Genomic DNA, 23708 nt, shown 5'->3' with positions numbered 1-23708 from the left:
ATGGCCGACGGTGTTCTCGGGAGTCTCCCGCCGGCGGCGATCGAACTCGCGTATCTGGCCGCGGCGATCCTGTTCATCCAGGGGCTGCGGGACATGACCCACCCGCGGACGGCGGCCCGTGGGAATCAGCTCTCCTCGGGCGGGATGTTCCTGGCCGTCCTCGCGACGGTGCTTTACTTCGAGATCGTCTCGCCGCTGTTGCTGGCCGCAGCGCTCCTGATCGGCGGGTCGATCGGCGTCTGGCTCGCCGTCAGCGTCGAGACCACGGAGATGCCACAGCTGGTCGGGCTGTTCAACGGGTTCGGCGGCGGGGCCTCGGCAGTGGTCGCCGGGGCCGAACTGGTCGACACCGTCGATCCCGCGACAACTGCATCCCTCTCGGCCGATCTGACGGTCTCGGCGGCGATCGCCGGCATCATCGGGTCGGCGACGCTGTTCGGCAGCCTTATCGCCGCCGGAAAGCTCCACGGCATGGTCGGCGACCCGCCTCTCAGCGGGACGGCCGGCCAGGCACTCCAGGGACTCTTCCTGCTCGGGGCCGTCGTCGCCGGCGGGTTCCTGGTGGTCCAGACCGGAATCCTTGGGGGCGATCCGTTGACAACGTGGCTCCCCTCCTACTGGGTGCTGGTAGCCGCGGCGTCGGTGTTCGGCATCGTCTTGGTGTACCCGATCGGCGGCGCGGACATGCCGGTCGTGATCGCCCTGTTGAACTCGATGTCCGGGCTCGCGGCGGCGACGACCGGGTTCGTGCTGGACAACACGGCGCTGATCGTCGCGGGGACCCTGGTCGGCGCGGCCGGGCTCATCCTCACGTTCATCATGTGTGAGTCGATGAACCGCCCGCTACTGGACGTCCTCTTCGGGACCATGGGCGGCGACGACGAAGATGTCGAAGACATCTACGAAGGCAACATCACCGAGACCTCGCCCGAAGAGGTCGAAATGCTGCTCGAAGTCGCCGAACGGGTCGTCGTCGTCCCGGGCTACGGGATGGCGGTCGCCCAGGCCCAGCACGCCGTCGCGGAACTCGCGGAACTCTTAGAGGAGGACGGCGTCGATGTCGAGTTCGGTATCCATCCCGTCGCGGGCCGGATGCCGGGGCACATGAACGCGCTGCTGGCAGAAGCTGACGTGCCCTACGACAAGATGCGGGAACTCGAAGAGATCAACCCGAAATTCTCCCAGACCGACCTCGTGATCGTCACCGGGGCCAACGACGTGGTCAACCCCTCGGCCAACGAGGACGAGAACAGCCCGATCGCGGGCATGCCCGTGCTGGAAGTCTGGGACGCCGGGACCGTCGTGGTCAACAAGCGCAGCCTGAGTTCCGGCTTCGCTGGCATTCCGAACCCCCTGTTCGCCAAGGACAACACGAGTATGCTCTTTGGCGACGCCCAGGCGTCGATGCAGGACCTCGTCAGCGCGTACAAGGAAAACCGGTAGCTAGCGCCTCCTCATCGGTGGCGTTCCCTTCGCTCACACATCGATCGCTCCCCAGTTTCGTTCGCACCGAGTTCTTCCCGTCCGTAGTCGTCCGTCCAGTCGATCAAACGGCATCCGACCACCACGAACGACCAACTGGCCCAAACGAAACCACCGCCTTGCCAAATAAATTGTCCATTACGGAAAGAGATAGATCCAAATCGACAAAATATGATTGCGTGTTCGGGAACCTTTAAGTAGTTCCCACCAGTACGTTGTCGTGTATGAGCCAGAGCGAGCACGTACTCAAGACGGCAGGCGAAGTCGAGGGATCCGACGGACTGCGAATGGACGCCGAGCGCGCCGAGGAGATCGTCGACGCACTGAACACGGACCTGGCAGCGACGTACGTCCTCTATCACCAGCTTCGCAAGCACCACTGGAACGTCGAGGGCGCGGAGTTCCGTGACCTCCATCTGTTCCTTGGCGACGCGGCCGAGAACGCCGAGGCCTTCGCCGACGAACTCGCCGAGCGTGTCCAGGCACTGGGTGGGGTGCCCCACGCCAGCGGCGCGACGCTGGAGGCCGAGTCCCCCGTCGAACCGGAAGACGAGAACGTCTACGACATCCGGACCTCTCTCGAAAATGATCTGGAGATGTACGGCGACATCATCGAGACCCTCCGGGAGCACGTCGAGCTGTTCGACAACCTCGGCGACCCGACCACGGCGGAGATCATCCGCGAGAACATCGTCACCGTCGAGGAGGACGCCCACCACATCGAGCACTACCTCGAAGGCGACACGCTGGTCACCGCCGACGCGATGGAGTAAACCGGTCCGTCACTCTTCCTGATCGATCCCGTCCGCGATCGTCGAGGCGACCCGGGCGTTCGTCCGGTGATCGATCGCTTTCGTTTCGAAGATTGCACGCGCACTCGCGAGTGCTGACTCGTCACGTTCGAAGCTGAGCCCGGGATACTCGACCGCGGTCAAAACCAGCGCTTCGGGCGCAGCCGGCGCGACGCCCGCCGGCCCGTCGACAGGTTCATCGCCGAGAAGCCACTCGATCCGGTCGAGTTCGGCCACACCACTCGCGACGGCGTCGATGACGGTGACGGCCCGTCGGACGAACTGTCGGGGGAACCCGTCAGCGCGGAGCGTGACGACCAGGAAGTCCCCTTCTCGCCGTAGATCCCGGGAGAGATCCCGGACGGTTCCCGTGTCGTCGGGCGTGAAATTGTGAAAGTCGTGTTCGCCGTCGAGGGCGTCGAGTGCCTCTGTCGCCCGCGACAGCGAGGCGTCCGGCGCGTGGAGGTGATAGGTGTACTCGCGGGCGACGGCGTCGTGGGTTGCGTGAAACTCGGCGGGAGCCTCGGCGCTCGCCCAGGCCCGGACGTCGGCCGGGAGTTCGCTGTTGAACGCCGCCGGCGAAAGCCACTCCGGGCAATCGAAGGCGACGGTCTGGGCGAGCGCGGAGACGCCGGCGTCAGTCCGTCCGGCAGCGGCGTATCCCGGCGGAACATCGTTTGCGGACGTATCGAAGACTTCGAGATCGGCGAGCGCGTCGAGGATCGCGTCCGAGACGGTCGCCACGTCGGGCTGGCGCTGGAACCCGTGGAACGGGCGGCCGTCGTAGGCGATCCGGAACGCCCGTCGCGAAACGTCGGTCACGGGTCGAGTTCGACGGAGCGGACCCTTCGAAGTTTCGACACCGTCTTCCCTCCCGTGGGCGTCGCCGGCATCTCAAGGGTCGTTCGTCGAATCGGATCGTCCGCTGTTCGCTGAAACCATCCGATGGACGCCGTACCCGCCGACGTCGGCGAACAGTGCCAGTCCCCCCACGACGGGGATCGAGACGTCGAAACCACCACCAGAATCCTCATCGAGCGCGTAGACGTGTCCATCGGGGCTTCCGATGTAGACGCTGCCATCGGCAACGACCGGCGAGGAGTAGTGGATATCAATCGACCCGACAGTCCAGCGTTCCGTCCCGTCAGTCCCGTCAAGGGCATACAGCGTCGACTCGACGTTCCCAACGTAGACAGTGTCGTCCGCGACGGCCGGTGCCGTATTGACGGTTCTCCCCGTCCGGTAGGACCACTCCTCGTGACCGTCGCTCGCATCGATCGCGTAGACGTGTTTGTCCCCCGAACCGACGTACACCGTCCCGTCCGCGACGGCCGGCGACGACCAGATCCATCTGCCCGTCCGGTAGGTTCGCTCCTCGCCCGTCTGGAACGTCCACTGCTCCGTGCCATCGTCAGCGTCGATCGCATAGACGGCCCCCCTGTCGCCACCGATATAGACGACCCCGTCGGCGACTGCCGGCGACGACGCACGGATTCCGCCCTCGGGTTCGAACTCCCATCGGCGTGTGCCGTCTTCGGCATTGATCGCATAGAGGCGATAATCGCTGGCGACGTAGACAGTCCCGTTGCGGACGGCCGGTGACCCGGACGGTCCTGCTCTCGTTCCCGTTCCGTACGTCCACTGCTCGACCCCGCTGGCGGCGTCGATAGCGTACAGCAGCCGGTACTTGCTGCCGATAAAGAGCGTCCCATCGGCGAGGACTGGCGAACAGCGGACACTATATGGGGTTTCAAACGTCCAGACTTCGGTGCCGTCCGTCGCGTCGACAGCGTAGACGTTTCCGTCAGTACTTCCGAAATAGACGACCCCATCCGCGACTGTGGGCGAGGAATAGATGTTCAGTTCGGTCTGGAATGTCCATTCCTGGGAGCCGTCCGCAGCATCGAGGGCGTACATCTGTCCATCGGCGCTGCCGACGTAGACTGTCCCGTCGACGACCGCCGGGGCCGACTCGTAGTAGTGCCCCTCGATATCGGCCCGCCAAGCCACGCCGGCGCGTTCGGTCGGTCCTGTATGCCCGCGAGCGTGGCCCGTGTTCCCGCTGTCGTATCCGAGCTGCCCCCAGTCCTCCCCAGTGATATCCGCTGTCCCATCGGAGGCGGTGATCGAACCGATTTCGGTCACTCCGAGCCCTGCGATCGTCTGTAGATATTGCCGTCGAGTGGGGACCATCAGCTGTTTCATCTCCCCCAAAGATCGTGCCCGTTGAAATAATTTCTGACAGACATTTCGTTCGGCCACGTTCGGATTCCGAGGAATATTTCGCTTCGACGAACGAACAACCAAGCGATGAACGTCGGTTTTGACCTCGATGGCGTCCTCCTGGACTCGGCGGCCGATCTCGCGTGGCTCGACCGCGGGCTCGACAACGCGCTGGCCGAACTCGACATCGAGCCCACTGAGTCCAACCGACGAAAGCTCTACCCCGACGCGCTGGCTGACCTCGAAGCCGTCGCTACCAAGTTCGGCGTCGAACCGGACCGCCTGTGGGCGGCACGAACCCGCAACTACACCGAGGCGAAGATCACAGCCATCCAGTCCGGCGAACTCATGCCCTTCGAGGACCTCGACGCCATCGAGCGCGTGACCGACGAAACGCTGTTCTGCGTGAGTAACTCCCCCCAGGAAGTCGTCGAGGCGTTCCTCGAAACCACGGGCTACGACGAGGCGTTCGACGTGGCTGTCGGTCGCGGGCAATCACGGAAAGCACTCGACCGACTCAAGCCCGATCCGGCCATGTTTGAGCCGGTCGCCGACGCGCTGGGCGAGGGCGAGTACGTCTACGTCGGCGACCGCGACAGCGACCGCGAGTTCGCCGCCCGGACCGGCATGGGCTACGTTCATCTCGATCGACGCGAGCGGACGCTCGCCGAGGCGGTCGAGACGATCGAAGACGAGGCCTGGGAGTCCCCCGACGGGGCAGCGGTAGACGCGGAGTCGACGCCCGAATCGAGGTGAAGGATTTTGGGCCGGCAGTGCGTATTGGGTGCCAGTGGCTGACACCGACCGACCGAGAATCGAGTCGCGATCGCGTCGACTGCTCGCGTATCTGGGGCACAACCGCGATCAGTTGTTCGTCGACGCGGCCGTGTTGCTGTCGTGGATCGTCGCCTCGGCGGCCGCCTTTCGCTGGCTGACGCTCCCCCAGTGGGCCCATTACCTCGTGCTGTTCGTCGGCATCGCCGTCTACGCGAAACTCACCCCGGCGTGGGAGCGACCGTATCGAAGTCCGGACTGAGAGGACGGACCGATCAGACCGGCAGCGGCGTGTGACGCAGCAGTGGCAGCAGCGTCGCCACGAGCCACAGTAAGACGCCGAGTCGGACGTGACTCACCTGCTCGGGATCGCGGCGTTCGTCGCGTGAACTCCCGGCGGCGATCAGCCCGAGCGCGACCGCCAGCGCACCGCGGTAGACGAGCATCGTCAGCGAGAGATGTGACACGCCCAGATACGAGTAATCGAGGAGGACTGCGGCCACGAACCCGAGCGACGCGCCGGCAAAGGCCCGCGGGCGATCGAGCTGTCGGGCAAGCAGGTACGTCACGGTCGGAAGGCCGACGAAGAGAACGGGATAGAGTCCAAAGGCGATCGTCTTCGGCGCAACGTCGAGCGCGCGCTCGAGTTGGATGCCGAGCACTCGGACCGAAAGTGTCACCGCCACGATGCCGGCAGCAAGCAGGAGCGTCCTGATGTCCTGTGTGGGGACCCGCTCGCGAACACGCGAAGCAACGCCCGAGAACCGGGCGCTAAACGCGCCGAGGAGAACGACTGGCAGCACGGACGCGACGCTCACGCCGAGGTCACGGAGGTCGACGATCGTCAACCAGCGATCGAAGTCAGACTGGTCCCCTCCAACGGGTATCCGCCGGATCTCGGGCGCACTCGACCCGGCGACGAGTTCGCGTTCGAGATGGGACTGTGACTTCTCGACGCTCGTGACGACGTGTCTGCCCATGAACCAGTCCCAGTGTTCGTGGTGGGCCTGCATCGCCGTCCACTCGCCGTCGCCGTCGGGGGACGTGTACGCCCGGATGTGGTGACGGCTCCCGAGGTAGGTGCCGTCGTGGACCTGGTAGTCGACGGTGAGCCACTCGCCGGCCGTCCCGTCACCGCCCGCATCGGCCAGGTAGACGTACCGGTTCGAGCCGGTCGTGAGATCCCACTGGACCGCCGGATCTGTCGCCTCGGCGGCAGTCGGATCCGCGGCGATCGGCTCCGTCGGTTCGTCCGTGACGTTCCAGTTGTCCATCCCGCCCTCAAGGAACCGCCCGCGGACAGCCGACGGATCGCCGTAGACGAGTGCGTTCAGCGCGAGCGTTGCCCGATCGAAAGAGTAGCCCGTGCTCGTATACGACCACAGCTGTCGATCGGTGTCTTCCAGCGAGAGATACGTCGGTTCGACAGCGGACTCGCCGACGGCCTCGGTCACGACGAACGAACCCAACGATCCGGCCAGGAGCACGGCTCCCAGGACGACCAGCGCCGTCGCCGGACGGAGTTCGACCGCCATCGACGCGATCTATGGTATCGACACCCAAAGAAGTGTTCGTCAGCGAACGGACCTCAGTAGACGACAGCAGCTCAGGCGAGATCGTCGTACGTGGGCCGGTCGCGGTCGCCGGGGAAGTCATCAACGGGCACCTGGATCTGGTCACCCGAGGCCATGTCCTTGATCGTGATCTCGTCGTTTTCGAGGTCGCGTTCGCCGACGATGATCGCCGTCTCGGCGTTGATCGAGTCGGCGTAGTCGAGTTGTCCGCCGAAGGATCGATCGGAGACGTCGGTCTCGACGACGTGACCCGCTTCCCGAAGCTCGCGGGCGATCCGCGCGGCGACCGAGCGGGTCTCGCCAACCTGCAGGACGTAGTAGTCCGTCGAGAGTTCTTCTTCCGGCCAGACGCCGGCGCGCTGGAGCAAGAGGGGCAGCGTCGAGTTCATCACGCCCGGCGCGACGCCGACCGCGGGCGTCGGCTGGCCGCCGAAGCTCTCGATGAGGTCGTCGTAGCGGCCACCGCCGAAGACGGCCCGAGAAACGTCGCCCACGGAGTCGAAACACTCGAAGACGACGCCCGTGTAGTAATCGAGTCCACGGGCCGTCTCCAGGGAGATCGTCGTGTACTGTCGGACACCGAAGTCCTCGGCGGCCGCAAGGACGGCTTCGAGATTCTCGACGGCGTCGGCGACGCGATCTGTGCCCGCGAAGTCGGTCAACTCGTCGAGGTCGTCGGTCGCCAGCAGGGCGTCGAACTGTTCGGCCTGATCGTAGGAGAGCCCGGACTCCGTCAGGAGATCGTAGTATTCGGCCTCCTCGATCTTCGCGCTCTTGTCGACGGCCCGGATCGCGGCCCGCTGATCCACGTCGGCGTCGAAGGCCACCAGGAGACCGCCCAGAATGTCACGGTGGGAGACACGGAAGTCGAAATCGTCGGCGTCCAGCCCGAGGTTCGTCAGCGCGTCGGCGGCGAAGGCCAGGATCTCGGCGTCGGCTTCGGGTTCCTCGCTGCCGAAGATGTCGACGTTGGTCTGGTAGAACTCCCGGAAACGGCCCTGCTGGGGCTCTTCGTAGCGCCAGAACGGGCGGGTGGAGTACCACTTGATCGGCTTGGCGAGAGCCTGCTGTTTCTCGACGACCATCCGGGCGACGGTGGGCGTGAGTTCGGGCGTCAGCGCCACGTCGCGACCGCCCTGGTCCTCGAAGCTGTAGAGGTCCTCGGTGATCTCCTCGCCGCTCTTCTCGACGTACATCCGCGTCTCCTCGATGGCGGGCGTCGCGATCTCGCGGAAACCATACCGGGCGGCGGTGTCCTCAACCGTGTCGATGACCTCACGGTGGGCCGCCATCTCCGCGGGATAGAAGTCGCGAAACCCCTTGATACCGTCGTACATACCCACGCGTTCGACCAGCGGGCGTTTGAACCCTTCCTTCCGGCCGCGTCGATAACACTGACGGATACTCGATTCGCTTCGCGACTTCGTCAACCCTGTCTGTCGCCGTGGTTGGATCGGTTCTCGATCGGATCGACAGCAGTCTCCATCCACGTCTCGATGGTATCGTCGGAAAAACCGCCGTCGATGGCGTCGGCCGTGGCAGCTCCGAGAAGACCGGCGGATGCAGCGGCGTGCTCGGCGTCGGCGATCAGCGCATCTGTGTCAGCAATGACTGGATGGCGTTGTTCGTCTCCCGCCATCCCTATTCCTGATAGACGCCACTCGTGTCGAGTTCCATCGCGTCCTCGAAGGCGGCCGCCTCGCGCTCGATTTCCGCGATGCCGTCCCCGATCAACATCTCCGCCACCTCCTCGGAGATGTCGCCCTGCTCGTATCGGCGGTGGATTTCGATCTTTTCTTCGTCCGACAGCGTTTCTCGGAGCTTCTCCTTGAGGCCTTCTCGGGCCAGTTCACTGACGTTGATGCCGCCGAGACGGATCTGATCGACGACTTTCGAGGCCGCCTTCTCGGTCTCCCCCCGGAACTGGACTTTGTCGTTGTTTGCGGCCATCCTACTCTCATTTCTAGCCCCACCGCAATAGATGTTATGACGCGCCATCCATGTCATTACAGCTGCCTGCATCAGGCACGAGCGTGTATACCGCTTCGTGGCCGCGTCCGAAAAATAGTGTTCAGATGAGGATTCGGTTTAGTGAGCGTTCCAAATCATCAGTCCGGCGCTCGGACGCTCAGGGCTCCCGCTGGGCTCGGTTCGAAGATCCAAGCGATACAGACGAATCAGCCTTCGAGTGGTGCTCCTGATACTGCTGTTGGGTGACTGTGTATCGGTGGTGGTCGATTATCGTCCCGTCAGGTCGGGCTGTCGAGTTGCGGATGAGGCCGTCGTACTGCCCGCCGTACGTGGAGAGGTACTTCTCGACCGCCGCCCGGGACCTGTCGTTGCCGTCCTGCACGGGGATTGCGACGAGATCGAGGTCCAGACGTTCGAAAGCCACTTCAAGCATCGCCTCCGCTCGTTCGCCGGCATAGCCGTTGCCCCAGAACTGCTTGCGGAGCCAGATCGCCGGCTTTCCGGTTTGTGTCTCCCAATCGACGATGAGGCCCCCCGAACCCACGATTTTACCCGCGCCTGCCTCCCCCTCTTTCGGACGGATGATGTACTCCGCCCGCGTTCCGTTGTCCCACTTGGCTTCGAGTTCATCGAGATAGTCGGCTGTTTCCTTGACAGTCTCGTGAGGGTCCCATGGAAGGTACGCGGTCACTTCCTCGATCGCTGGCTCATGAGCAGAACACAACCGATAGTATTCGAAGACGTCGACCGTCTCGTGACAGAGCCGTCGTAAACGGAGACGCTCCGTCTCAATCTCCTCGGGGAACAGCATACTGGCCACTACCTGAAACAGGTCAATAAGACCAACGGAGAATGGGACGCAGACGGACTGCGCAATTACCTCAGTATGGTTGCGGTGTGAACAGCCACCTGATCGATCTCACTCCCGCCGTCCACGCACGACCGACTGGACGTGCTCGGGGAAAATTTCGCCAATTGCGTCCTCGCCGTACTCATCCGCCAGCACAGCCCGAAGTTCGTGTTCGTAGTCGCCCTTCGCCAGTCGCTCGCTCGGCCCCGTCTCGATCCGGAGTAGATCGCCAGCAAGTGCATCGATCGTCGCCCGGCCGTAGCCGACGAGTGGCGCGACGTACTGGACGCCGTGACGGTCTTCGAGACTCTGCGCAACTGATCGCGACACCGTCGGCGCGCGGTCGTCCCGCCGGGTCCCGTCGCCGACGGCGTCGAACCCGACCTCGGCCACGGCTTCGAGGGTCGCCTCGTGGACCTGCTGGATGCCGTTGCGTGGATAGCCGTCCGTGACCATCCGCTCGACCGCCTCGTCGGCGACGGCGCGGTCGAGTTCGACGGTCTCGTGGGCGAAACCGATGGACTCGGCTGCCTCACGGGCGTGGGTAGCGGCGTCGGTCACGCCGAACGTGGCCGTCACGAGCGTGACGTCGAAGAAGGGGTCGGCGAGCAACGCCGCGAGCGCGGAGTCCTTCCCGCCGCTGAACGAGAGCGCGAGCTCCATCTACCGGCGTTTGATGTTGAAGCTCTTGGAGTCGGGCGTCAGCTCCCGGAGGAGTTCTTCCATCTTTTCGTCGTCGATCTTGCCCTGGATACGGCCGCTCTGGGCGATCGCGACGAGTTGACTTTCGACCTGCTCGGCGACCTGCGGCTTGGACATCTTCAGCGTGTTGAGCCGCTTGCGGGCGTCGTCAGTCAGGTGCTGGCGCAGGACGGCCTTCTTCTGGGCATCGGCGCGCTGTTGGGCTGCTTCACGCGGGTTTCCACCACCCTCCTGTTGGGCCTGGTCGCGAAGCTGCTCCATTTTCTCCTCGCGAAGCTGTTCGAGTTCGTCGTCGGATGGCTCGCCACTCATGGTTGTAGATAGGTTGTCGATTCCGGGGGAAAACGATTTCGCTACTCCGCGACCGATGTCGCGGCCGCCGGGCGGAAACGGCGAGTGCTAGGCGTAGCGTTCGAGTTCCGGTCGGTCGAGGTCCTCGATGACCGCTTCGGCCGTCTCGTCGAGCAGAGCCTGTCCCTCGGCGGTGATGCGTCGCCCCTCGCCCTCGGCGGTCGAGACGTAGCCGGCGTCTTCGAGTTGCTGGAGCGCCGTCCGGACGATGTTGCGACTCCCGTCAACCTGGTGTTTCGGACGAACCTGATAGCGGTTGGTTCCCTGCTTGGTTCCGCCGTAGGCGGTCGCGAGCGTACCGACGCCGACCGGGCTGTCGACGGCGACCTTCCGGAGGAGGCTCGCGGCGCGGGTCTCCCAGAAGTCCTCCTGCTCGGGTGCCAGTTCGCGACCGGTGCCGGTGGTGGTGAAAGTGAGCCATTCGGGTGCTTCGATCGCACTGTCCTCGGCAAGTTCCTCGGCCACGGCCTCGATGAGATCCTCGGCCGGGACGTCGTAGAGCGTCGTCATTGACGTATCCTTCCCCGTGGCGTCATTTAAGCGCATCGTTGTCCGGAAGGTCGTCTGGGCCGCGTTCACACGCCAAGGGTGCAACCCAGTCGTTACGAAGATCGATAGCGTTCTCCCAGAATGGCTGCCGTACTGCCCCCGACGAGCATGGTGAGCCAGTAGGTCGAAAGTCGGTAGATGACGACGCCCGCGCCGGCGACCGACGCGGAGAGCCCCGTCGTCGAGACGACCAGCGCGATAAAGGCAGCTTCGATCCCACCGAGTCCGCCGGGCAGTGGTGTGATCGCCGCGATGGAGGCGACCGGGACGACGACCAGCATCGCGACGAACGGGACGACGTGGCCGAGCGACGCCATCGACAGCCACAGCGCCGTCGACAGCGACAGCCACCCCGCTGTCGAGTACAGCGAGGCGAGCGCGAGCGTCCGGCGACTCCCGGCGACCCGATCGATCGCGGTGAAAAATCCCTCGATGCTATCCTCGACAGCGTTGCGTTCCGGGGGTTCGATCCGCGGGAGCACGTCGCCGACGCGGCGAATCACCGGCGTCAACAGGGCAACGACCACACGCTCGATCTCGTAGCGGTATCGCCATCCGAGCAGCGTCGCCCCGAGGAACGTTGCCGCGAGCAACCCGACCGCGGCCGCCGCGAAGTAGAGATTCTGATCCAGGTTGGCTGACTCGACGGCGAACGCGCCGAGTCCGATCGTCGCCAGCCCGATCGAAGGCACGAAGTGGAGCGTATCGACGCTCGCGATCGCAGCCAGGCCGGTCTCGTAGTCGCTATCGGCGGCCTCCGAGACGAGCAACGCAGCGACGGGTTCGCCGCCAGCCTGTCCAAAGGGCGTGATGGCGTTTGAGAAGACGGCCGAGGAAAACACCGGGATCGCGGTCCGGGCGGGAACCGGTGATCCGAGCGCACCGAGGACCGTGTGCAGCGACATCCCCCAACAGGACAGCCAGACGAAGGTCATCGTCACGACGGCGAGGACCAGCGGGAGGCGGGCGCGCGAAAGATGGCTCACCAACGCGTCGATACCGACCGCCCAGAACAGCAATCCGAGTACGGCGAGCGCACCGGCGAACCCGGCCAGCGTCGTCTTCCGATCGCCGTTCATGGCCGCGACTCACGAGTGGGGGCGATTTGAACCCACCGGAACCGGGTGACTGTCTCGACCGGGCCAGGCCGACGACGCTCCGGACTGATCGATCGCCGGGCGTATTACGAACGGGACCGAATCCCGGCCATGGACGAGCGGAGCGCACTGGGGCTGATTGCCGAGCATCTGGATCCCGCGGGCGACGACGCGGCAGTCGTCGACGGACTCGTCGTCACGATCGACATGCTCCACGAGTCGACGGACTTCCCTACCGGGACGACCCGTTACACCGCCGGCTGGCGTGCGGTCGGCGCGTCACTATCGGACGTCGCCGCGATGGGCGGCGAGGCGACGGCGGCGGTCGCGGTCTACGGCGCGTCGACGTTCGAGGCCGAGGCGATCACGGCGTTCGTCGACGGGGCGCGGGACGTCTGTGCGGCAGTCGACGGTGCCTACGTCGGTGGCGACCTGGACGAACACGACGAGTTCACGGCGGCGACCGCAGCGGTCGGCCGGACGGACAATCCCGTACTCCGGTCGGGTGCGTCGCCGGGCGACGTGGTCTGTGTGACCGGAACACTCGGCCGAAGTGCGGCCGCGCTCGGCTTCTTCGACGCGGGCGAGCACGACCGGGCCAACGATCTCTTCCGGTTCGAGCCGCGGGTCGCCGCCGGACGCGCGCTCGCCCCGTACGCGAGCGCGATGATGGATTCCAGCGACGGGCTCGCCCGCTCGCTCCACCAACTCGCCGAGGCCAGCGACGTGGGCTTTGCCGTCGAGTCGCCGCTGCCGATCGACGACGCACTCGTCGAGATTACCGATCCGGAGGAACGCCAGGAGCTAGCCGTCTCCTTCGGCGAGGATTTCGAGCTCGTGTGTACGATCCCGGAGGAAAAACTCGACGCCGCTCGCGAGGTGTCACCGACGGAACTCACGGCGATCGGCCAGGTGACCGACGACGGAGCGGTAGCACTCGACGGCGAGCCCCTTCCCGATCACGGATACACGCACGGCGAATCGGGCTGAGCGGGGCGAACGGACGCCGCTCAAACGTAGCCCAGCGACTCCAAGCGCTCCTCGACGTCGCCGTCGTCGGTAGTGGCCGATCGCGTCTCTCCGCCGTGAATCTCCCGTCGCACCTCGAAGGGGAGTTCGACCCAGGGGACGGCGGTGAGTTCCTCGTCGGCGATCCCGGGCGGATGGCCGTAGATATCGATCGGCAACGGCGAGACGCGCTCGCCGAAGAGGTTGCCGTGGTCGCTGGTGACGACGGACTTGCCGTCGAGTGCCTCGACGAGTCGCTCCACGGCAGGGAGTGCACGCTGGAGGTTCTCCTCGTAGGCGTCCCAGACCTGGTCCTCGTCGGCCACACCGGCGTCGAGACGCTCCCAGGCCGAGGGATAGGCCCGATCCTCGCGGCCGTCGAGAAAGGAGCCCTGCGCGGCGAGATCCGCCCCCGCCTCACCGATGAAGGGGTAATGAGGTTGCATGTAGTGGACGATAAGCCGCTTTTCCGGGTACGTCTGGGCGACATCGAGTGCGCGGTCGGTCATCGTCTCGGGCAGGACCGTGTCGGTTTCCTCGTCCCAGCCGTCTCGCCAGACGTGTTCGACGTGGGCGAAGTCACCGCCGTGATTGGCCACCTGCGGGCTCGCAGTCACGTAGACGGTGTCGGGATGATCGCCGGCGAAGTTCTTCGAGAGGAAATCGCTGGTGTGACTCGCGTTGGAGTTAACCCGCTCGGCCGGCACGGAGAACGGGTTGTTCGCTTCGAAGACGTCGTACCGACAGGCATCGAGGACAACGAGCGTGTCCCAGTCGCGGTCGGCATAGGAGATCGTCTCGTAGTCCTGGCGGACGAACGGCCGGACGAGCCGGGCTTTGAGTTCGCGTTTGAGGACGCTCGCTGTCGAGAACTCGCTGGGGAGCCATCGGACGAACGACGCGATCGGTTCGGGGAGAGAGACCACGGGTAGTGGTCCCAGCTACTGGGCACTGCCCGAAAAGCGTATCGCGTTCGCGTCAGCCGCCGGCATCCCGCGTGGTCGGGGGCTCACGCCAGCACGATCTCGATCGGGATCGGCATGAAACACAGCGCCCCGAGTGCGAACGTGAGTGCCGCGATCGCCAGCCGCCCGACTCCGAGGGAGTCCTCGCGGAGCGGCGTCGCCGAGCCGGCCCGAACCATGACCAGCGCGAGCACGCCCCAGATCCCCCAGAGAATGGTCGACTGGGTGTACTCCGTCAGGAAGTACAACCCGCCGGCCATCGCGAACAGAACCCCGGGAACCGCCGCGGCGACCGTCTCCTGGCGCGGTCCAAGCGTTGCCCGAAGGATGTGCCCGCCGTCGAGTTGACCGACGGGGATCAGGTTGAGGAAGGTCACGAACATGCCGACCCAGCCGCCGAAGACGACCGGGTTGACAGCCAGCCCCTCGCCGTACCCGGTCGGCTGGCCGACGAGATCGGCCAGCAACGTGAGCAACAACGGATCGTTGAACCGGATCGAAGCGCCCCCCTCGGCCGCCTGGATGGCCTGCTCGGGGACCGCGATCGGATCGAGATGGAGACCGATCACCGTCACGGCCATCGTCGCGGCGAGGCCGGCCAGCGGGCCGGCGACGCCGATATCGAAGAGGGCTTTCCGGGACGGGATCTGCCCGCGCATCCGAATGACCGCCCCCATCGTCCCGATCGGCGGCGGGACCGGGATAAAGTAAGGGAGACTCGCGTCGACACCGTGGTAGCGACTCATTACGTAGTGGCCGAGTTCGTGGGTCGCAAGGACGCCAAGCACGGCGGCAGTAAAGGGCCAGGCCCGGAGCAAGTTGAGCGGGTCACCCGCGATATCGATGTAATACCACATCGTCCCCGCATACAGCGTCGTTGCGACCGTGAGGACGAACATGACGAGATTGCCCCACGGGATACCGTCGATACCGGGGGACTCCGGCTCGGCGACCAGGGCATACGGCGCGGGGCTACCGTCGCCGTGACGCCGCGTCACCGAGACGTCGTATCCCCGCTGGGCGAACAGCGGCGCGACCTCCTTCGAGAGGTCTCTCGCCGGGATCAAGGGCTCGCCGATGTATCTAATCTCGTCGTCGTCACGTTCGACCCGGTAGACGTGAAACACCGACGTCAACGCCCCAACACTGGGAGGGCTACGCGACGGCTCCTCGGATGACATCTACGTGGCTCTGAAGAGTTGGTGACGTAAAACACCGACGCCCGTGCGGGGAACCAGCGGGGCCGGGGGCAGGGCAGAGCAGTGAGTCAGGCCGCTTCGACGCGCCAGGTGGTCGCACTCGTATACGACCACTTCTCGACGTGGAGGTCCGGGGCCGATTCGCTGAGTTTGACCATGATCGCGCCGATCTCCTTGGGCGAGAGGTCAACCTCGTCGGCGATGAACTTGCTCTTGAAGTACATCTCGCCGTCGTCGGCTTTACGCTTCAAGAACGCGCGTAGCCGCTGTTCCTTGCTGGCAGTCGACTCCTCGCGTTCCGGGGAGGGCGTTGCTTGTGCGCTCATGTGAATTACCTCGATTTTGTGTATCGACTACAGCTACATATAAAGGGGAGAACATTCGGGTTGCTTCGGGACGTTTCAGTCGTTTGTGGGGGTGACGGCTACGTTTTAGGACCTTTTTAGAACGGCCGATATATTTTATAGACTTTTCTTAGGCTTTCTTTCATATACAAAATATTGATTTTATCTCGCCCGTATGCGGTCCCCAGGGCGTCGAAAACGCCCGGGTTGCCTCCGAGAACCATGTCCAGAGAGCGTCGCGCGACGAGAGGGGCGGGACGCGCTTGATAACCCTTAAGAGTGAATCGGGGCTACGCCGATTCAATGAACGTCGTCGTCTCTATCGGTGGAAGCGTGCTCGCGCCCGATCTCGATGCTGACCGCGTGGCCGGTTACGCCGACGCACTCGCAGCGTTGGACGCCGCAGGACACGAAGTCAGCGTCGTCACCGGCGGTGGAACCGTCGCCCGGGAGTACATCGAGGCCGCCCGGGCACTCGACGCCAACGAGATGGAACTCGACCACATCGGGATCGCCGTGACGCGATTGAACGCCCGGCTCCTGATCGCAGCACTCGGCGAGCGCGCCGCGCCCGAACCCGCCGAAACCTACGAGGACGGACGGGAAGCACTCCGGCGCGGCGACATCCCGGTCCTGGGCGGGACCGTCGCCGGGCAGACGACCGACGCCGTCAGCGCCGCCTTCGCCGAATACGTCAACGCCGACCTGCTAGTGTACGCCACGAGCGTCCCCGGCGTCTTCGACGCCGACCCCGACGTGGATGCTGAGGCCACCCAGTTCGAGACGCTTTCCGTGGGTGAACTCGTCGACGTGATCGCCGACATCGAGATGAATGCCGGGTCCAACGCGCCGGTCGACCTCCTGGCGGCGAAACTCATCGAGCGATCGGGTATCCGGGCGATCGTCCTCGACGGCAGCGATCCCCAGCGAGTTCGCGAGGCGGTCGAAGACGACGCCCACGACGGGACCGAGATCGTTCCGAACGGAGAAGCGTGAGGCGTATACGATGACATACATCGGAAACATCGTGGGTTCGGAGGGCGAAGGACGATGACCGAACAGAACCCCTACGCCACGATCGAGGACGGCACGGCGACGTTCTGGGCCGACGCCGTCGCCGACGCGATCGAAGCGCGCGATCCGGATGAGCCGATCGTCATCAAGGGTGGCGTCTCGCCGTCAGGTGTCCCACACATCGGGCACCTCAACGAGATCGTCCGGGGGTACGTCGTCGCCGAGGTATTGCGCGAGCGCGGTCACGAGGTCCGACAGGTGTTCACCAGCGACGACAAGGACCGCCTGCGGAAGATCCCCCGGCGACTCGCCGACCTAGAGTGGAACGTCGTCGGACTCGGCGAAGTTGACGCCGGGGCGCTCGGCCGGAACCTGGGCAAGCCCTACACGTCGGTTCCCGATCCCTTCGGGTGCTGTGACTCCTACGGCGCACACTTTACGACCCTGCTGGCCCGGAGCGCGGAGCTGCTCGATGTCCCGATCGAGGTCGTCTCGAACACCGAACTGTACGCCGAAGGCGACTTCGAAAACCTGACGCGTCACGTGCTGGAAAACCGAAATCGCGCGCGCGACGTTCTCAGTGACTACCAGGCGAGCGTCGACGACGACTACGTCCCCTTCCAGGTCGAATGTTCGTCCTGTGGCATCCTGACCGACGGAGTCACCGATGTCGACCCTGCAGCCGGGACGGTCGCCTACGAGTGCTGTGACGTGACGGTCGGCGAGGAGACCATCGAGGGCTGTGGCCACGACGGCGAGGTGAGCCTGCGCGAAGGCAAACTCCCCTGGCGCTTCGAGTGGCCGGCCCAGTGGGACGTCCTCGGTGTCGACTTCGAGCCCTTCGGGAAGGACCACGCCGAAGGCTCCTGGCCCTCCGGTGTCGACATCGCCCGGAACGTCCTCACCGTCGAGCCCCCGGTGCCGATGGTCTACGAGTGGTTTACCCTCGACGGCGAGGCGCTGTCCTCGTCGTCGGGCAATATCGTCACCGCCGCCGAGGTGCTCGAGCTGGTCGAGCCGGCCGTCCTCCGGTATTTCTTCACCAAGGACCCGCGCAAGCAGCGGGACTTTTCGATCGCCCACCTCGACCAGCTCGTCGACGAATTCGACCGGCTCGAAGCCGTCTACTTCGGCAAGCAGGACGCCGACGAGGCGGAACGAGAACGAGCCGAGCGGGTGTATCCGATTGCCGTCGACGAGCCGCGCGAGGAGCGGATTCGCATCCCCTACACGTTCGCCGCGGTGCTCGGGATGACCGACGATCCCGATCTCCGCGAGGAGATCGCCCGTCGCGAGGGGCATATCCCCGACGACGCCCCGGAATGGGCGGTCGAGGAGGCACTCGAACGCGTCGATCGCGCTCGCGCGTGGGCGCGCCGGACCGACAACGCGTTCAACTACGATCTCAAGCGCGAGGAGTTGCCCGACGTGGACTTCGAAACCGGGACGGGGGCCGCCCTCGACGACCTCGCGGAGTTCGTCGCAGCCGGCAACGACGGCGAGGCGATCCAGGCAAAGATCTACGAACTCGCCGACGAATACGACCTCGAAGTGAGTGAGTTTTTCGCGGCTGGCTATCGATTGCTGTTCGGGCTCGAGGAAGGACCCAAGCTCGGGCCGTTCCTGGCGAAACTCGACCAGGCGTTCGTCGTGGATCGGCTGCGACGCGACCGATAACGGTCGGTTAGACGTATCGTCACACGGGTCAGGTTCGTGTCGTCGCCGCCGGGCTGTGGAATGTGAATTCGTAACGCAATCCTCTTTGCGGGAGAGGGCATCCCCACACGTAATGGTCGATACGCTCACGCTGGTCCTCGCGGGCGTTCTTGCGTACTCCCTGGGAGCGATGGCCTTGCAGCGTCGCGGCTTTCTACCATCCTTTCTCCACGTCTCGGGGCCGATCACCACGATCCATACCAAGCGTGGCCGGGCGTTTCTCGACTGGCTCGCCGGTCCCAAGCGGTTCTGGCGAGCTTTCGCGAACGTGGGGGTCGGATTCGCGTTGTTCGTCCTGGTCGGGATGTTCCTGACAGTCCTGTTTTCGGGATTCATGAGCCTCCAGCAACCGGGTGCGAACCCGATCCAGGAGCCGAAAAACGCCCTGGTCATCCCGGGCCTCAACGACTTCCTCCCGCCCGCGGCCGCGCCGGAGATCATCTTCGGGTTGCTCGTCGGCATGGTGGTTCACGAAGGGGGCCACGGCTTGCTCTGTCGGGTCGAGAACATCGACATCGACTCGATGGGCGTTGCCCTCCTGACGATCATCCCGCTGGGCGCGTTCGTCGAACCCGACGAGGAGAGTCGGGCCGAAGCCGACCGCGGCGCCCAGACCCGAATGTTCGCAGCCGGGGTGACCAACAACTTCGTCGTCACGGCGCTCGCCTTTCTCCTGCTCTTTGGCCCGGTCGCGGGCTCGATCCAGGCCGTCGGGGGCGTCGCCGTCGGCGGCGCACTCCCGGGATCGCCGGCCGCCGACGCGTCCCTCGGGGAGGGTGACGTGATCACGGGGATCAATGGGACCGAAGTGACCAACCAGTCGACGCTGACCGACGCACTCGGGAACACCGAGAGCCGGACGGTCGCGGTGTCCCTCCACGGCGGCGAGACCAAATACATTCAGCGGTCGGTGTTCGTCACCGTGGCCCTCCTCGAGGGGCCGCTTGCCGTCGATGAGGGCGACACGATCACGAGCGTCAACGGGACGGGTGTCCACACCGTCAGCGGGCTGGTCGAGACCATCGAGAACCGGTCGGTTGCGACACTCGAAACGGCCGACGGAAACCGGACGACCGGGCCGATCGGCGCGTACGTCAGCCGCGTCGCCGAGGACGGCCCCTTCGCCGAGGACGGCGGCCCGGCGGGCGAATCAGTCGTCATCACTCACTTCGATGGGGAGCGGATCGTCGGGCAGAGTCAACTCACCGATGCGCTCGACGGGACTGCACCCGGCGACGAGGTCGACCTCGTCGCGTACGTCGACGGCGAACGCCGAACGTACACGGTCACGCTCGGGGAGAACCCACGTGACGAGACCGGGTTTCTCGGCGTCGTCGGCATTCAGCCCGGGATCAGCGGCCTCGTCGTCAACGACTTCGGCATCCAATCGTACCCCGCCGAGACCTACCTCGGCATCCTCGGCGGCGACGTCGGCCTGGACAGCTCGCTCGCCCAGCAGATCCTCTGGATCGTGACGCTACCCTTCGCGAGCGTGGTCAACCCCAACATCGCATTCAACTTCGCCGGCTTCCTCGGGCCGATCGCTGACTTCTATACCATCCAGGGGCCGCTCGGCGGCCTCGGCGGCGGGGTGTTCGTCGCGGCGAACCTGCTGTTCTGGACTGCCTGGATCAACCTCAATCTCGCCGTGTTCAACCTGATCCCGCTGTTTCCGCTGGACGGCGGCCACTTGCTCCGGACGGGAACGGAAGCAATCGTGTCTCGAACACCGATCAACAAGCGCTGGGCTGTCCGCACCGTGACTGTCTCGGTCGGACTCGTGATGTTCGGAAGCCTCATGTTGATGTTGTTCGGCCCGCAGTTGCTTGCCTGAACGGTATTTAACTCTTTTCCCGACCTGCCGTCCCGGAAGGTCTGGATCGGGTAATAAGTACTACCGCCCGGTACGTGCTATTGCGAGGTTCCCGGTGAACACCGGCCCACCAAGGATTCGGTGCCTCTGACAGCGCCGGTCCTCCTTGCTTTCCCGTTGACCGCGACGGCCCACTGACCAAAGGTCCCCGACGTGACGGCCCTCCAGGGGATCCGTCGTGGTCGTGAATACTCTGGGACTCGATCCGAGTGTATGGACCTCCGACTCGCGAGAAGCGGTGGACCCGAAGCGATCGAACCACCGCCGCAGCTGTCGCTGACCAGCGCGGCACGTCGCTCGGGCAGTCCGTCGTTCCGTAGATTCATACTTCTCGTCGTCATAGTTCCGATAGATGCGGCTCGACGACTATATCGAAGGCTTCGAGCGCGACGAGGCCGCCGAGAAGCGCCGCCTCGCCGAGGAGAAGTCCTATGCGATCACCGATCACCTCGAAGACGTCGAGCGACAACTCGAGGAGACCCTCCAGGGCGACGCGCTCTTTGGCTCGACCGCGCCCGAGATCTTCGTCGGACGGTCGGGCTACCCGAACGTCTCCTCGGGCGTGCTCTCGCCGGTCGCCGACGACGGCGACCCGACGGACTTTGCGACCAGCGGCCAGTGGTACGCCAACGGCCTGGGGATCGAGGACGTCCTCCAGCGCCGGACGGGGTTGCTCAACTCCCAGCGCTCGGCGAAGGTGGACGTGAATGACGTCTGGGATGGGTTCGTCGGCACCCAGCGTGAAGTCGCGATCGCCGACCGGCCCGTCGACGTCGAGATCGGGCTGGACGGGACGCCCGATTTCGACCTGACCACTGACGACATCTCCACGCCCACGGGCCCGCGGGCACGGGCGACCGAAGCCACACTCGCCGAGAATCCCCACGTCCCTCGCCCCGTCGAGAAGACCCTCGAGGACGACGACTGGCGCGCGGAGGGCGCGATGACGTACCTCTACCGGAAGGGCTTCGACGTCTACGACGTCAACACCATCCTCTCGGCGGGCGCGCTCGGCCAGGGCCGAAACCGGCGACTCGTCCCGACGCGGTGGTCGATCACCGCCGTCGACGACACGGTCGGGCAGTATCTCCACGGCCAAGTTCGCAACGCCAACACCATCGACGAGACCCAGGTCTGGTACAACGAGTACATGGGCAACCGGTACTGGATCATCCTCACGCCCGGGGACTGGGAGTTCGAACTCGTCGAGATGAAAGCCCCCGAGAGCGTCTGGAACCCCCTCGGCGAGACCCACTACCTCGCGAGCGCCCACGAAGGCTACGAAGGGCGGACGAGCTACGTCGAGGAAACCGCCGGGGCGTACTACGCCTCGCGACTCGGCGTCCTTGAGCACCTCGTCGACATCGATCGACAGGCCAAGTGTCTCGTCCTTCGGGAGGTGACCGACGACTACTGGGCACCCGTCGGCGTCTGGCAGGTCCGTGAGGGCGTGCGCAACGCCTTCGAGGATCCGGAGGGGCTGCCCGACGCGCTTTCGGGCCGATACGGCGAGGCCGGGAGTTTCCGGGACGCCGTGACGAGCGTGACCGAGCAACTCCCGGTCTCGCTGACGGCACTGCGCCGGAAGTCCGAGATGGTCGCCGGCCTCCAGGCGACGCTGTCGGACTTCTGAGGGAGGAACTGCCGGATTATCGAGAGCGTGACCCTGGCGAAGGTGGTGCTCAGATAAGATATCCAAACTGGGGACAACGCACCGAAAGCCCTCGTGCAGTTCCGGTCCCGCGGCTCGCTGCGGTCCTCACTGTGTTGCGGTCTCTGCTCACGGCGGCGAAGCCGCCGTATGCTCGCGGGCCGCAGGCCCGCTCGCACTGTCCGTGGGAGCTTTGCTCCCACGCTATTCGCATGGTCCGAGGGACCTGCGGTCCCTCGCTACTTACATCGCCGGGGTTCCCGGAAAGGGAGGTCGGCGTCGCCGACCTCCTCAAACCGTGGCGGCAGGGAGACGGCATCGCCGTCTCCATTCGAGGCGGTGCAACCGCCTCGCAGCCGCCACGCGTGCCTCGCCCTTTCATCCGCCAGGATTTGGACTGTGAGACCGTCAATGTGCCTGGTGGATGAAAGGGCGAGCGGGGCTCGAACCCTCCCGGACGACGCAAGCACCTACCGGAGCGCAGCGAGCGCGAGACGCGAACTGTGTGAGCGTCTCGGACCGCTCGAACGGCGAACGGAGTGAGCCGTGAGAGTCCCGGAGCGGTCGAGCCCCGCGAGGGCTTTCGGTGTCTGCACTCCAGCGGTCGGTGCGTATCTGAACGCTACCCCGGCGAGATGACCTACCCTTATTTGCCCGCCGTCTCGAAGGACGGACAATGACCGACGACACCGCCGAGGACCTCGGGGAGACCCTGGACCTGCGGGAGTACGAGGCCACGGCGCTGACGCAGTTGCTCACGCTCGGGCGGACGACCGCACCGAACCTCGCCGAGGCGACGGGGATCCCGCGCGCCCGGATCTACGACGTGCTCGACACGCTGTCGAATGCCGGCTACGTCAAGGAGATCCCGGGCCGGCCAAAGGAGTACGAGGCCAAACACCCCGAGACGATCCTCGAACGGGCGGTCGAGAACCGCCGGCAGTCCTTCGAGTCGGCCCGCGAGGAGATCGATTCCTTCCGCGAGCGCTTCGTCGCGGAGTTCGGCCCCGTCTACGAGCGCGCCAGCGAGGACGTCACGCCGACCGAGGACCTGTTTCACGTCGTCGACGTCGGCGAGCCAAGCGAGACCGAAACCCGCCGACTCTACGGGTCGGCCGACGAGGAGATCGCCGTCATCACGAAGAGTTTCGCGTACTTCGAGTCGGTTCGCCCTGCGTTCGAAGCTGCCTACGACAGCAATGTCCCGATCCGAGTCCTGTTGCTCGATCCTGACCACCTCTCGGCGGAGAATCGTACCGCCCAGGCAGACGTGATCGAGACGCTCCAGGCTGGCTTTCCGGACGTCGCGTTGCGCTACAGCGAGAAGGCCCTCCCCTGGCGCGGGACGATCGTCGATCCCAGCATGGACTACGAGACCGGCGAAGCGATCATGCTAGTCGAGGAGAAAGACGTCCCGCTGTCGATGCGCCAGGCCGCCGTCACCGAGAACGGCTCCTTTGTCGCCGGGCTGGGCCGGTACTTCGAGTTGATCTGGGAGTACGACAGCAAGCCAGTCGACGAGGACGCCGATCGGTCGGACTGACGAGGCGACGGGAGGCATCCGTCCGGCGGAA

24 protein-coding genes are annotated in these 23708 nt (G+C 65.1%); 10 read left to right on the top strand and 14 right to left on the bottom strand.

Annotated elements, in window-relative coordinates; translation table 11 throughout:
- Entirely contained in the window at window positions 1–1443 is a 1443-nt protein-coding gene (locus tag SVXhr_RS13150) for an NAD(P)(+) transhydrogenase (Re/Si-specific) subunit beta (RefSeq protein WP_275737767.1), read from the top strand.
- A 263-nt stretch (window positions 1444–1706) separates the two neighbouring features.
- The gene (gene dpsA / locus SVXhr_RS13145; protein ID WP_275737765.1) at window positions 1707–2255 is read left to right on the top strand and encodes a DNA starvation/stationary phase protection protein DpsA; all 549 of its coding nucleotides are present in this window, start codon (window positions 1707–1709) and stop codon (window positions 2253–2255) included.
- Between the two features lie 9 nt (window positions 2256–2264).
- Here dpsA and truA read toward each other — a convergent pair whose 3' ends face one another.
- Complete coding sequence (truA, locus tag SVXhr_RS13140) at window positions 2265–3095, bottom strand: tRNA pseudouridine(38-40) synthase TruA (RefSeq protein WP_275737763.1); 831 nt, start codon at window positions 3093–3095, stop codon at window positions 2265–2267.
- 72 nt (window positions 3096–3167) lie between these two features.
- A complete protein-coding gene (locus SVXhr_RS13135) occupies window positions 3168–4478 on the bottom strand; it encodes a PQQ-binding-like beta-propeller repeat protein (protein ID WP_275737761.1) in 1311 nt (436 codons plus the stop codon).
- A 105-nt stretch (window positions 4479–4583) separates the two neighbouring features.
- Between SVXhr_RS13135 and SVXhr_RS13130 the strand changes: the two genes are divergently transcribed.
- The gene (locus tag SVXhr_RS13130) at window positions 4584–5252 is read left to right on the top strand and encodes an HAD family hydrolase (protein ID WP_275737759.1); all 669 of its coding nucleotides are present in this window, start codon (window positions 4584–4586) and stop codon (window positions 5250–5252) included.
- 34 nt (window positions 5253–5286) lie between these two features.
- A complete protein-coding gene (locus SVXhr_RS13125) occupies window positions 5287–5532 on the top strand; it encodes a hypothetical protein (RefSeq protein ID WP_275737757.1) in 246 nt (81 codons plus the stop codon).
- A gap of 13 nt (window positions 5533–5545) precedes the next feature.
- Here the strand turns inward: SVXhr_RS13125 and SVXhr_RS13120 are convergent, their stop codons facing one another.
- The 9 genes from SVXhr_RS13120 to SVXhr_RS13080 all read right to left on the bottom strand — a co-directional run bounded on the left by SVXhr_RS13120 (window position 5546) and on the right by SVXhr_RS13080 (window position 12346).
- Window positions 5546–6805, bottom strand: a complete 1260-nt coding sequence (locus tag SVXhr_RS13120) for a hypothetical protein (protein ID WP_275737755.1) — start codon at window positions 6803–6805, stop codon at window positions 5546–5548.
- Window positions 6806–6876: 71 nt separating this feature from the next.
- On the bottom strand, window positions 6877–8181 hold the full coding sequence (hisS, locus tag SVXhr_RS13115) for a histidine--tRNA ligase (protein ID WP_275737753.1): 1305 nt from the start codon (window positions 8179–8181) through the stop codon (window positions 6877–6879).
- 89 nt (window positions 8182–8270) lie between these two features.
- On the bottom strand, window positions 8271–8483 hold the full coding sequence (locus SVXhr_RS13110; protein ID WP_275737751.1) for a hypothetical protein: 213 nt from the start codon (window positions 8481–8483) through the stop codon (window positions 8271–8273).
- A 2-nt stretch (window positions 8484–8485) separates the two neighbouring features.
- On the bottom strand, window positions 8486–8794 hold the full coding sequence (locus SVXhr_RS13105) for a hypothetical protein (protein WP_275737749.1): 309 nt from the start codon (window positions 8792–8794) through the stop codon (window positions 8486–8488).
- A 178-nt stretch (window positions 8795–8972) separates the two neighbouring features.
- Window positions 8973–9626, bottom strand: a complete 654-nt coding sequence (locus tag SVXhr_RS13100) for a GNAT family N-acetyltransferase (RefSeq protein WP_275737747.1) — start codon at window positions 9624–9626, stop codon at window positions 8973–8975.
- Window positions 9627–9734: 108 nt separating this feature from the next.
- Window positions 9735–10328: an alpha hydrolase gene (locus SVXhr_RS13095; RefSeq protein ID WP_275737745.1), complete on the bottom strand. Its 594-nt coding sequence runs from the start codon at window positions 10326–10328 to the stop codon at window positions 9735–9737.
- The gene (locus SVXhr_RS13090) at window positions 10329–10679 is read right to left on the bottom strand and encodes a DNA-binding protein (RefSeq protein ID WP_275737743.1); all 351 of its coding nucleotides are present in this window, start codon (window positions 10677–10679) and stop codon (window positions 10329–10331) included. It lies immediately after the preceding gene.
- Window positions 10680–10766: 87 nt separating this feature from the next.
- A complete protein-coding gene (locus SVXhr_RS13085) occupies window positions 10767–11228 on the bottom strand; it encodes a 30S ribosomal protein S19e (RefSeq protein WP_275737741.1) in 462 nt (153 codons plus the stop codon).
- A gap of 92 nt (window positions 11229–11320) precedes the next feature.
- A complete protein-coding gene (locus SVXhr_RS13080; protein WP_275737739.1) occupies window positions 11321–12346 on the bottom strand; it encodes a lysylphosphatidylglycerol synthase transmembrane domain-containing protein in 1026 nt (341 codons plus the stop codon).
- 129 nt (window positions 12347–12475) lie between these two features.
- Between SVXhr_RS13080 and thiL the strand changes: the two genes are divergently transcribed.
- The gene (gene thiL / locus SVXhr_RS13075; RefSeq protein WP_275737738.1) at window positions 12476–13354 is read left to right on the top strand and encodes a thiamine-phosphate kinase; all 879 of its coding nucleotides are present in this window, start codon (window positions 12476–12478) and stop codon (window positions 13352–13354) included.
- A gap of 20 nt (window positions 13355–13374) precedes the next feature.
- Here the strand turns inward: thiL and SVXhr_RS13070 are convergent, their stop codons facing one another.
- From SVXhr_RS13070 to SVXhr_RS13060, 3 genes are all read right to left on the bottom strand, one after another.
- The gene (locus SVXhr_RS13070; RefSeq protein WP_275737736.1) at window positions 13375–14298 is read right to left on the bottom strand and encodes a hypothetical protein; all 924 of its coding nucleotides are present in this window, start codon (window positions 14296–14298) and stop codon (window positions 13375–13377) included.
- A gap of 83 nt (window positions 14299–14381) precedes the next feature.
- Window positions 14382–15518, bottom strand: a complete 1137-nt coding sequence (locus tag SVXhr_RS13065) for a site-2 protease family protein (protein WP_275737734.1) — start codon at window positions 15516–15518, stop codon at window positions 14382–14384.
- Window positions 15519–15604: 86 nt separating this feature from the next.
- On the bottom strand, window positions 15605–15862 hold the full coding sequence (locus SVXhr_RS13060) for a hypothetical protein (RefSeq protein ID WP_275737732.1): 258 nt from the start codon (window positions 15860–15862) through the stop codon (window positions 15605–15607).
- A 321-nt stretch (window positions 15863–16183) separates the two neighbouring features.
- Between SVXhr_RS13060 and pyrH the strand changes: the two genes are divergently transcribed.
- From pyrH to SVXhr_RS13035, 5 genes are all read left to right on the top strand, one after another.
- Window positions 16184–16876 carry a UMP kinase gene (pyrH, locus tag SVXhr_RS13055; protein WP_275737730.1) on the top strand — a complete coding sequence of 231 codons (693 nt, stop codon included), beginning with the start codon at window positions 16184–16186 and terminating at the stop codon, window positions 16874–16876.
- A gap of 54 nt (window positions 16877–16930) precedes the next feature.
- Complete coding sequence (lysS, locus tag SVXhr_RS13050) at window positions 16931–18571, top strand: lysine--tRNA ligase (protein ID WP_275737729.1); 1641 nt, start codon at window positions 16931–16933, stop codon at window positions 18569–18571.
- A gap of 112 nt (window positions 18572–18683) precedes the next feature.
- A complete protein-coding gene (locus SVXhr_RS13045) occupies window positions 18684–20444 on the top strand; it encodes a site-2 protease family protein (RefSeq protein WP_275737727.1) in 1761 nt (586 codons plus the stop codon).
- Window positions 20445–20835: 391 nt separating this feature from the next.
- Entirely contained in the window at window positions 20836–22116 is a 1281-nt protein-coding gene (gene nreA, locus SVXhr_RS13040; protein ID WP_275737725.1) for a DNA repair protein NreA, read from the top strand.
- A 694-nt stretch (window positions 22117–22810) separates the two neighbouring features.
- Complete coding sequence (locus SVXhr_RS13035; protein ID WP_275737723.1) at window positions 22811–23677, top strand: helix-turn-helix domain-containing protein; 867 nt, start codon at window positions 22811–22813, stop codon at window positions 23675–23677.
- Window positions 23678–23708 lie beyond the last annotated feature (31 nt).

It is taken from the genome of Halorhabdus sp. SVX81 (assembly GCF_029207715.1).
Lineage (GTDB): Archaea > Halobacteriota > Halobacteria > Halobacteriales > Haloarculaceae > Halorhabdus.
The sequence above is the reverse complement of the archived record's forward strand: the minus strand, read 5'-3'. Positions and strand labels throughout refer to the sequence as shown.

What these genes read in the sequence shown, in the direction of transcription:
- nreA (WP_275737725.1), top strand. Translation starts at nt 20,836, where the DNA reads ATGCGGCTCGACGACTATATCGAAGGCTTCGAGCGCGACGAGGCCGCC.
- SVXhr_RS13080 (WP_275737739.1), bottom strand. Translation starts at nt 12,346, where the DNA reads ATGAACGGCGATCGGAAGACGACGCTGGCCGGGTTCGCCGGTGCGCTC.
- SVXhr_RS13110 (WP_275737751.1), bottom strand. Translation starts at nt 8,483, where the DNA reads ATGGCGGGAGACGAACAACGCCATCCAGTCATTGCTGACACAGATGCG.
- hisS (WP_275737753.1), bottom strand. Translation starts at nt 8,181, where the DNA reads ATGTACGACGGTATCAAGGGGTTTCGCGACTTCTATCCCGCGGAGATG.
- SVXhr_RS13065 (WP_275737734.1), bottom strand. Translation starts at nt 15,518, where the DNA reads ATGTCATCCGAGGAGCCGTCGCGTAGCCCTCCCAGTGTTGGGGCGTTG.
- SVXhr_RS13130 (WP_275737759.1), top strand. Translation starts at nt 4,584, where the DNA reads ATGAACGTCGGTTTTGACCTCGATGGCGTCCTCCTGGACTCGGCGGCC.
- lysS (WP_275737729.1), top strand. Translation starts at nt 16,931, where the DNA reads ATGACCGAACAGAACCCCTACGCCACGATCGAGGACGGCACGGCGACG.
- SVXhr_RS13095 (WP_275737745.1), bottom strand. Translation starts at nt 10,328, where the DNA reads ATGGAGCTCGCGCTCTCGTTCAGCGGCGGGAAGGACTCCGCGCTCGCG.
- SVXhr_RS13060 (WP_275737732.1), bottom strand. Translation starts at nt 15,862, where the DNA reads ATGAGCGCACAAGCAACGCCCTCCCCGGAACGCGAGGAGTCGACTGCC.
- thiL (WP_275737738.1), top strand. Translation starts at nt 12,476, where the DNA reads ATGGACGAGCGGAGCGCACTGGGGCTGATTGCCGAGCATCTGGATCCC.
- SVXhr_RS13045 (WP_275737727.1), top strand. Translation starts at nt 18,684, where the DNA reads ATGGTCGATACGCTCACGCTGGTCCTCGCGGGCGTTCTTGCGTACTCC.
- SVXhr_RS13120 (WP_275737755.1), bottom strand. Translation starts at nt 6,805, where the DNA reads ATGGCGGTCGAACTCCGTCCGGCGACGGCGCTGGTCGTCCTGGGAGCC.
- SVXhr_RS13100 (WP_275737747.1), bottom strand. Translation starts at nt 9,626, where the DNA reads ATGCTGTTCCCCGAGGAGATTGAGACGGAGCGTCTCCGTTTACGACGG.
- SVXhr_RS13090 (WP_275737743.1), bottom strand. Translation starts at nt 10,679, where the DNA reads ATGAGTGGCGAGCCATCCGACGACGAACTCGAACAGCTTCGCGAGGAG.
- SVXhr_RS13135 (WP_275737761.1), bottom strand. Translation starts at nt 4,478, where the DNA reads ATGAAACAGCTGATGGTCCCCACTCGACGGCAATATCTACAGACGATC.
- SVXhr_RS13105 (WP_275737749.1), bottom strand. Translation starts at nt 8,794, where the DNA reads ATGGCCGCAAACAACGACAAAGTCCAGTTCCGGGGGGAGACCGAGAAG.
- pyrH (WP_275737730.1), top strand. Translation starts at nt 16,184, where the DNA reads ATGAACGTCGTCGTCTCTATCGGTGGAAGCGTGCTCGCGCCCGATCTC.
- dpsA (WP_275737765.1), top strand. Translation starts at nt 1,707, where the DNA reads ATGAGCCAGAGCGAGCACGTACTCAAGACGGCAGGCGAAGTCGAGGGA.
- SVXhr_RS13150 (WP_275737767.1), top strand. Translation starts at nt 1, where the DNA reads ATGGCCGACGGTGTTCTCGGGAGTCTCCCGCCGGCGGCGATCGAACTC.
- SVXhr_RS13035 (WP_275737723.1), top strand. Translation starts at nt 22,811, where the DNA reads ATGACCGACGACACCGCCGAGGACCTCGGGGAGACCCTGGACCTGCGG.
- SVXhr_RS13085 (WP_275737741.1), bottom strand. Translation starts at nt 11,228, where the DNA reads ATGACGACGCTCTACGACGTCCCGGCCGAGGATCTCATCGAGGCCGTG.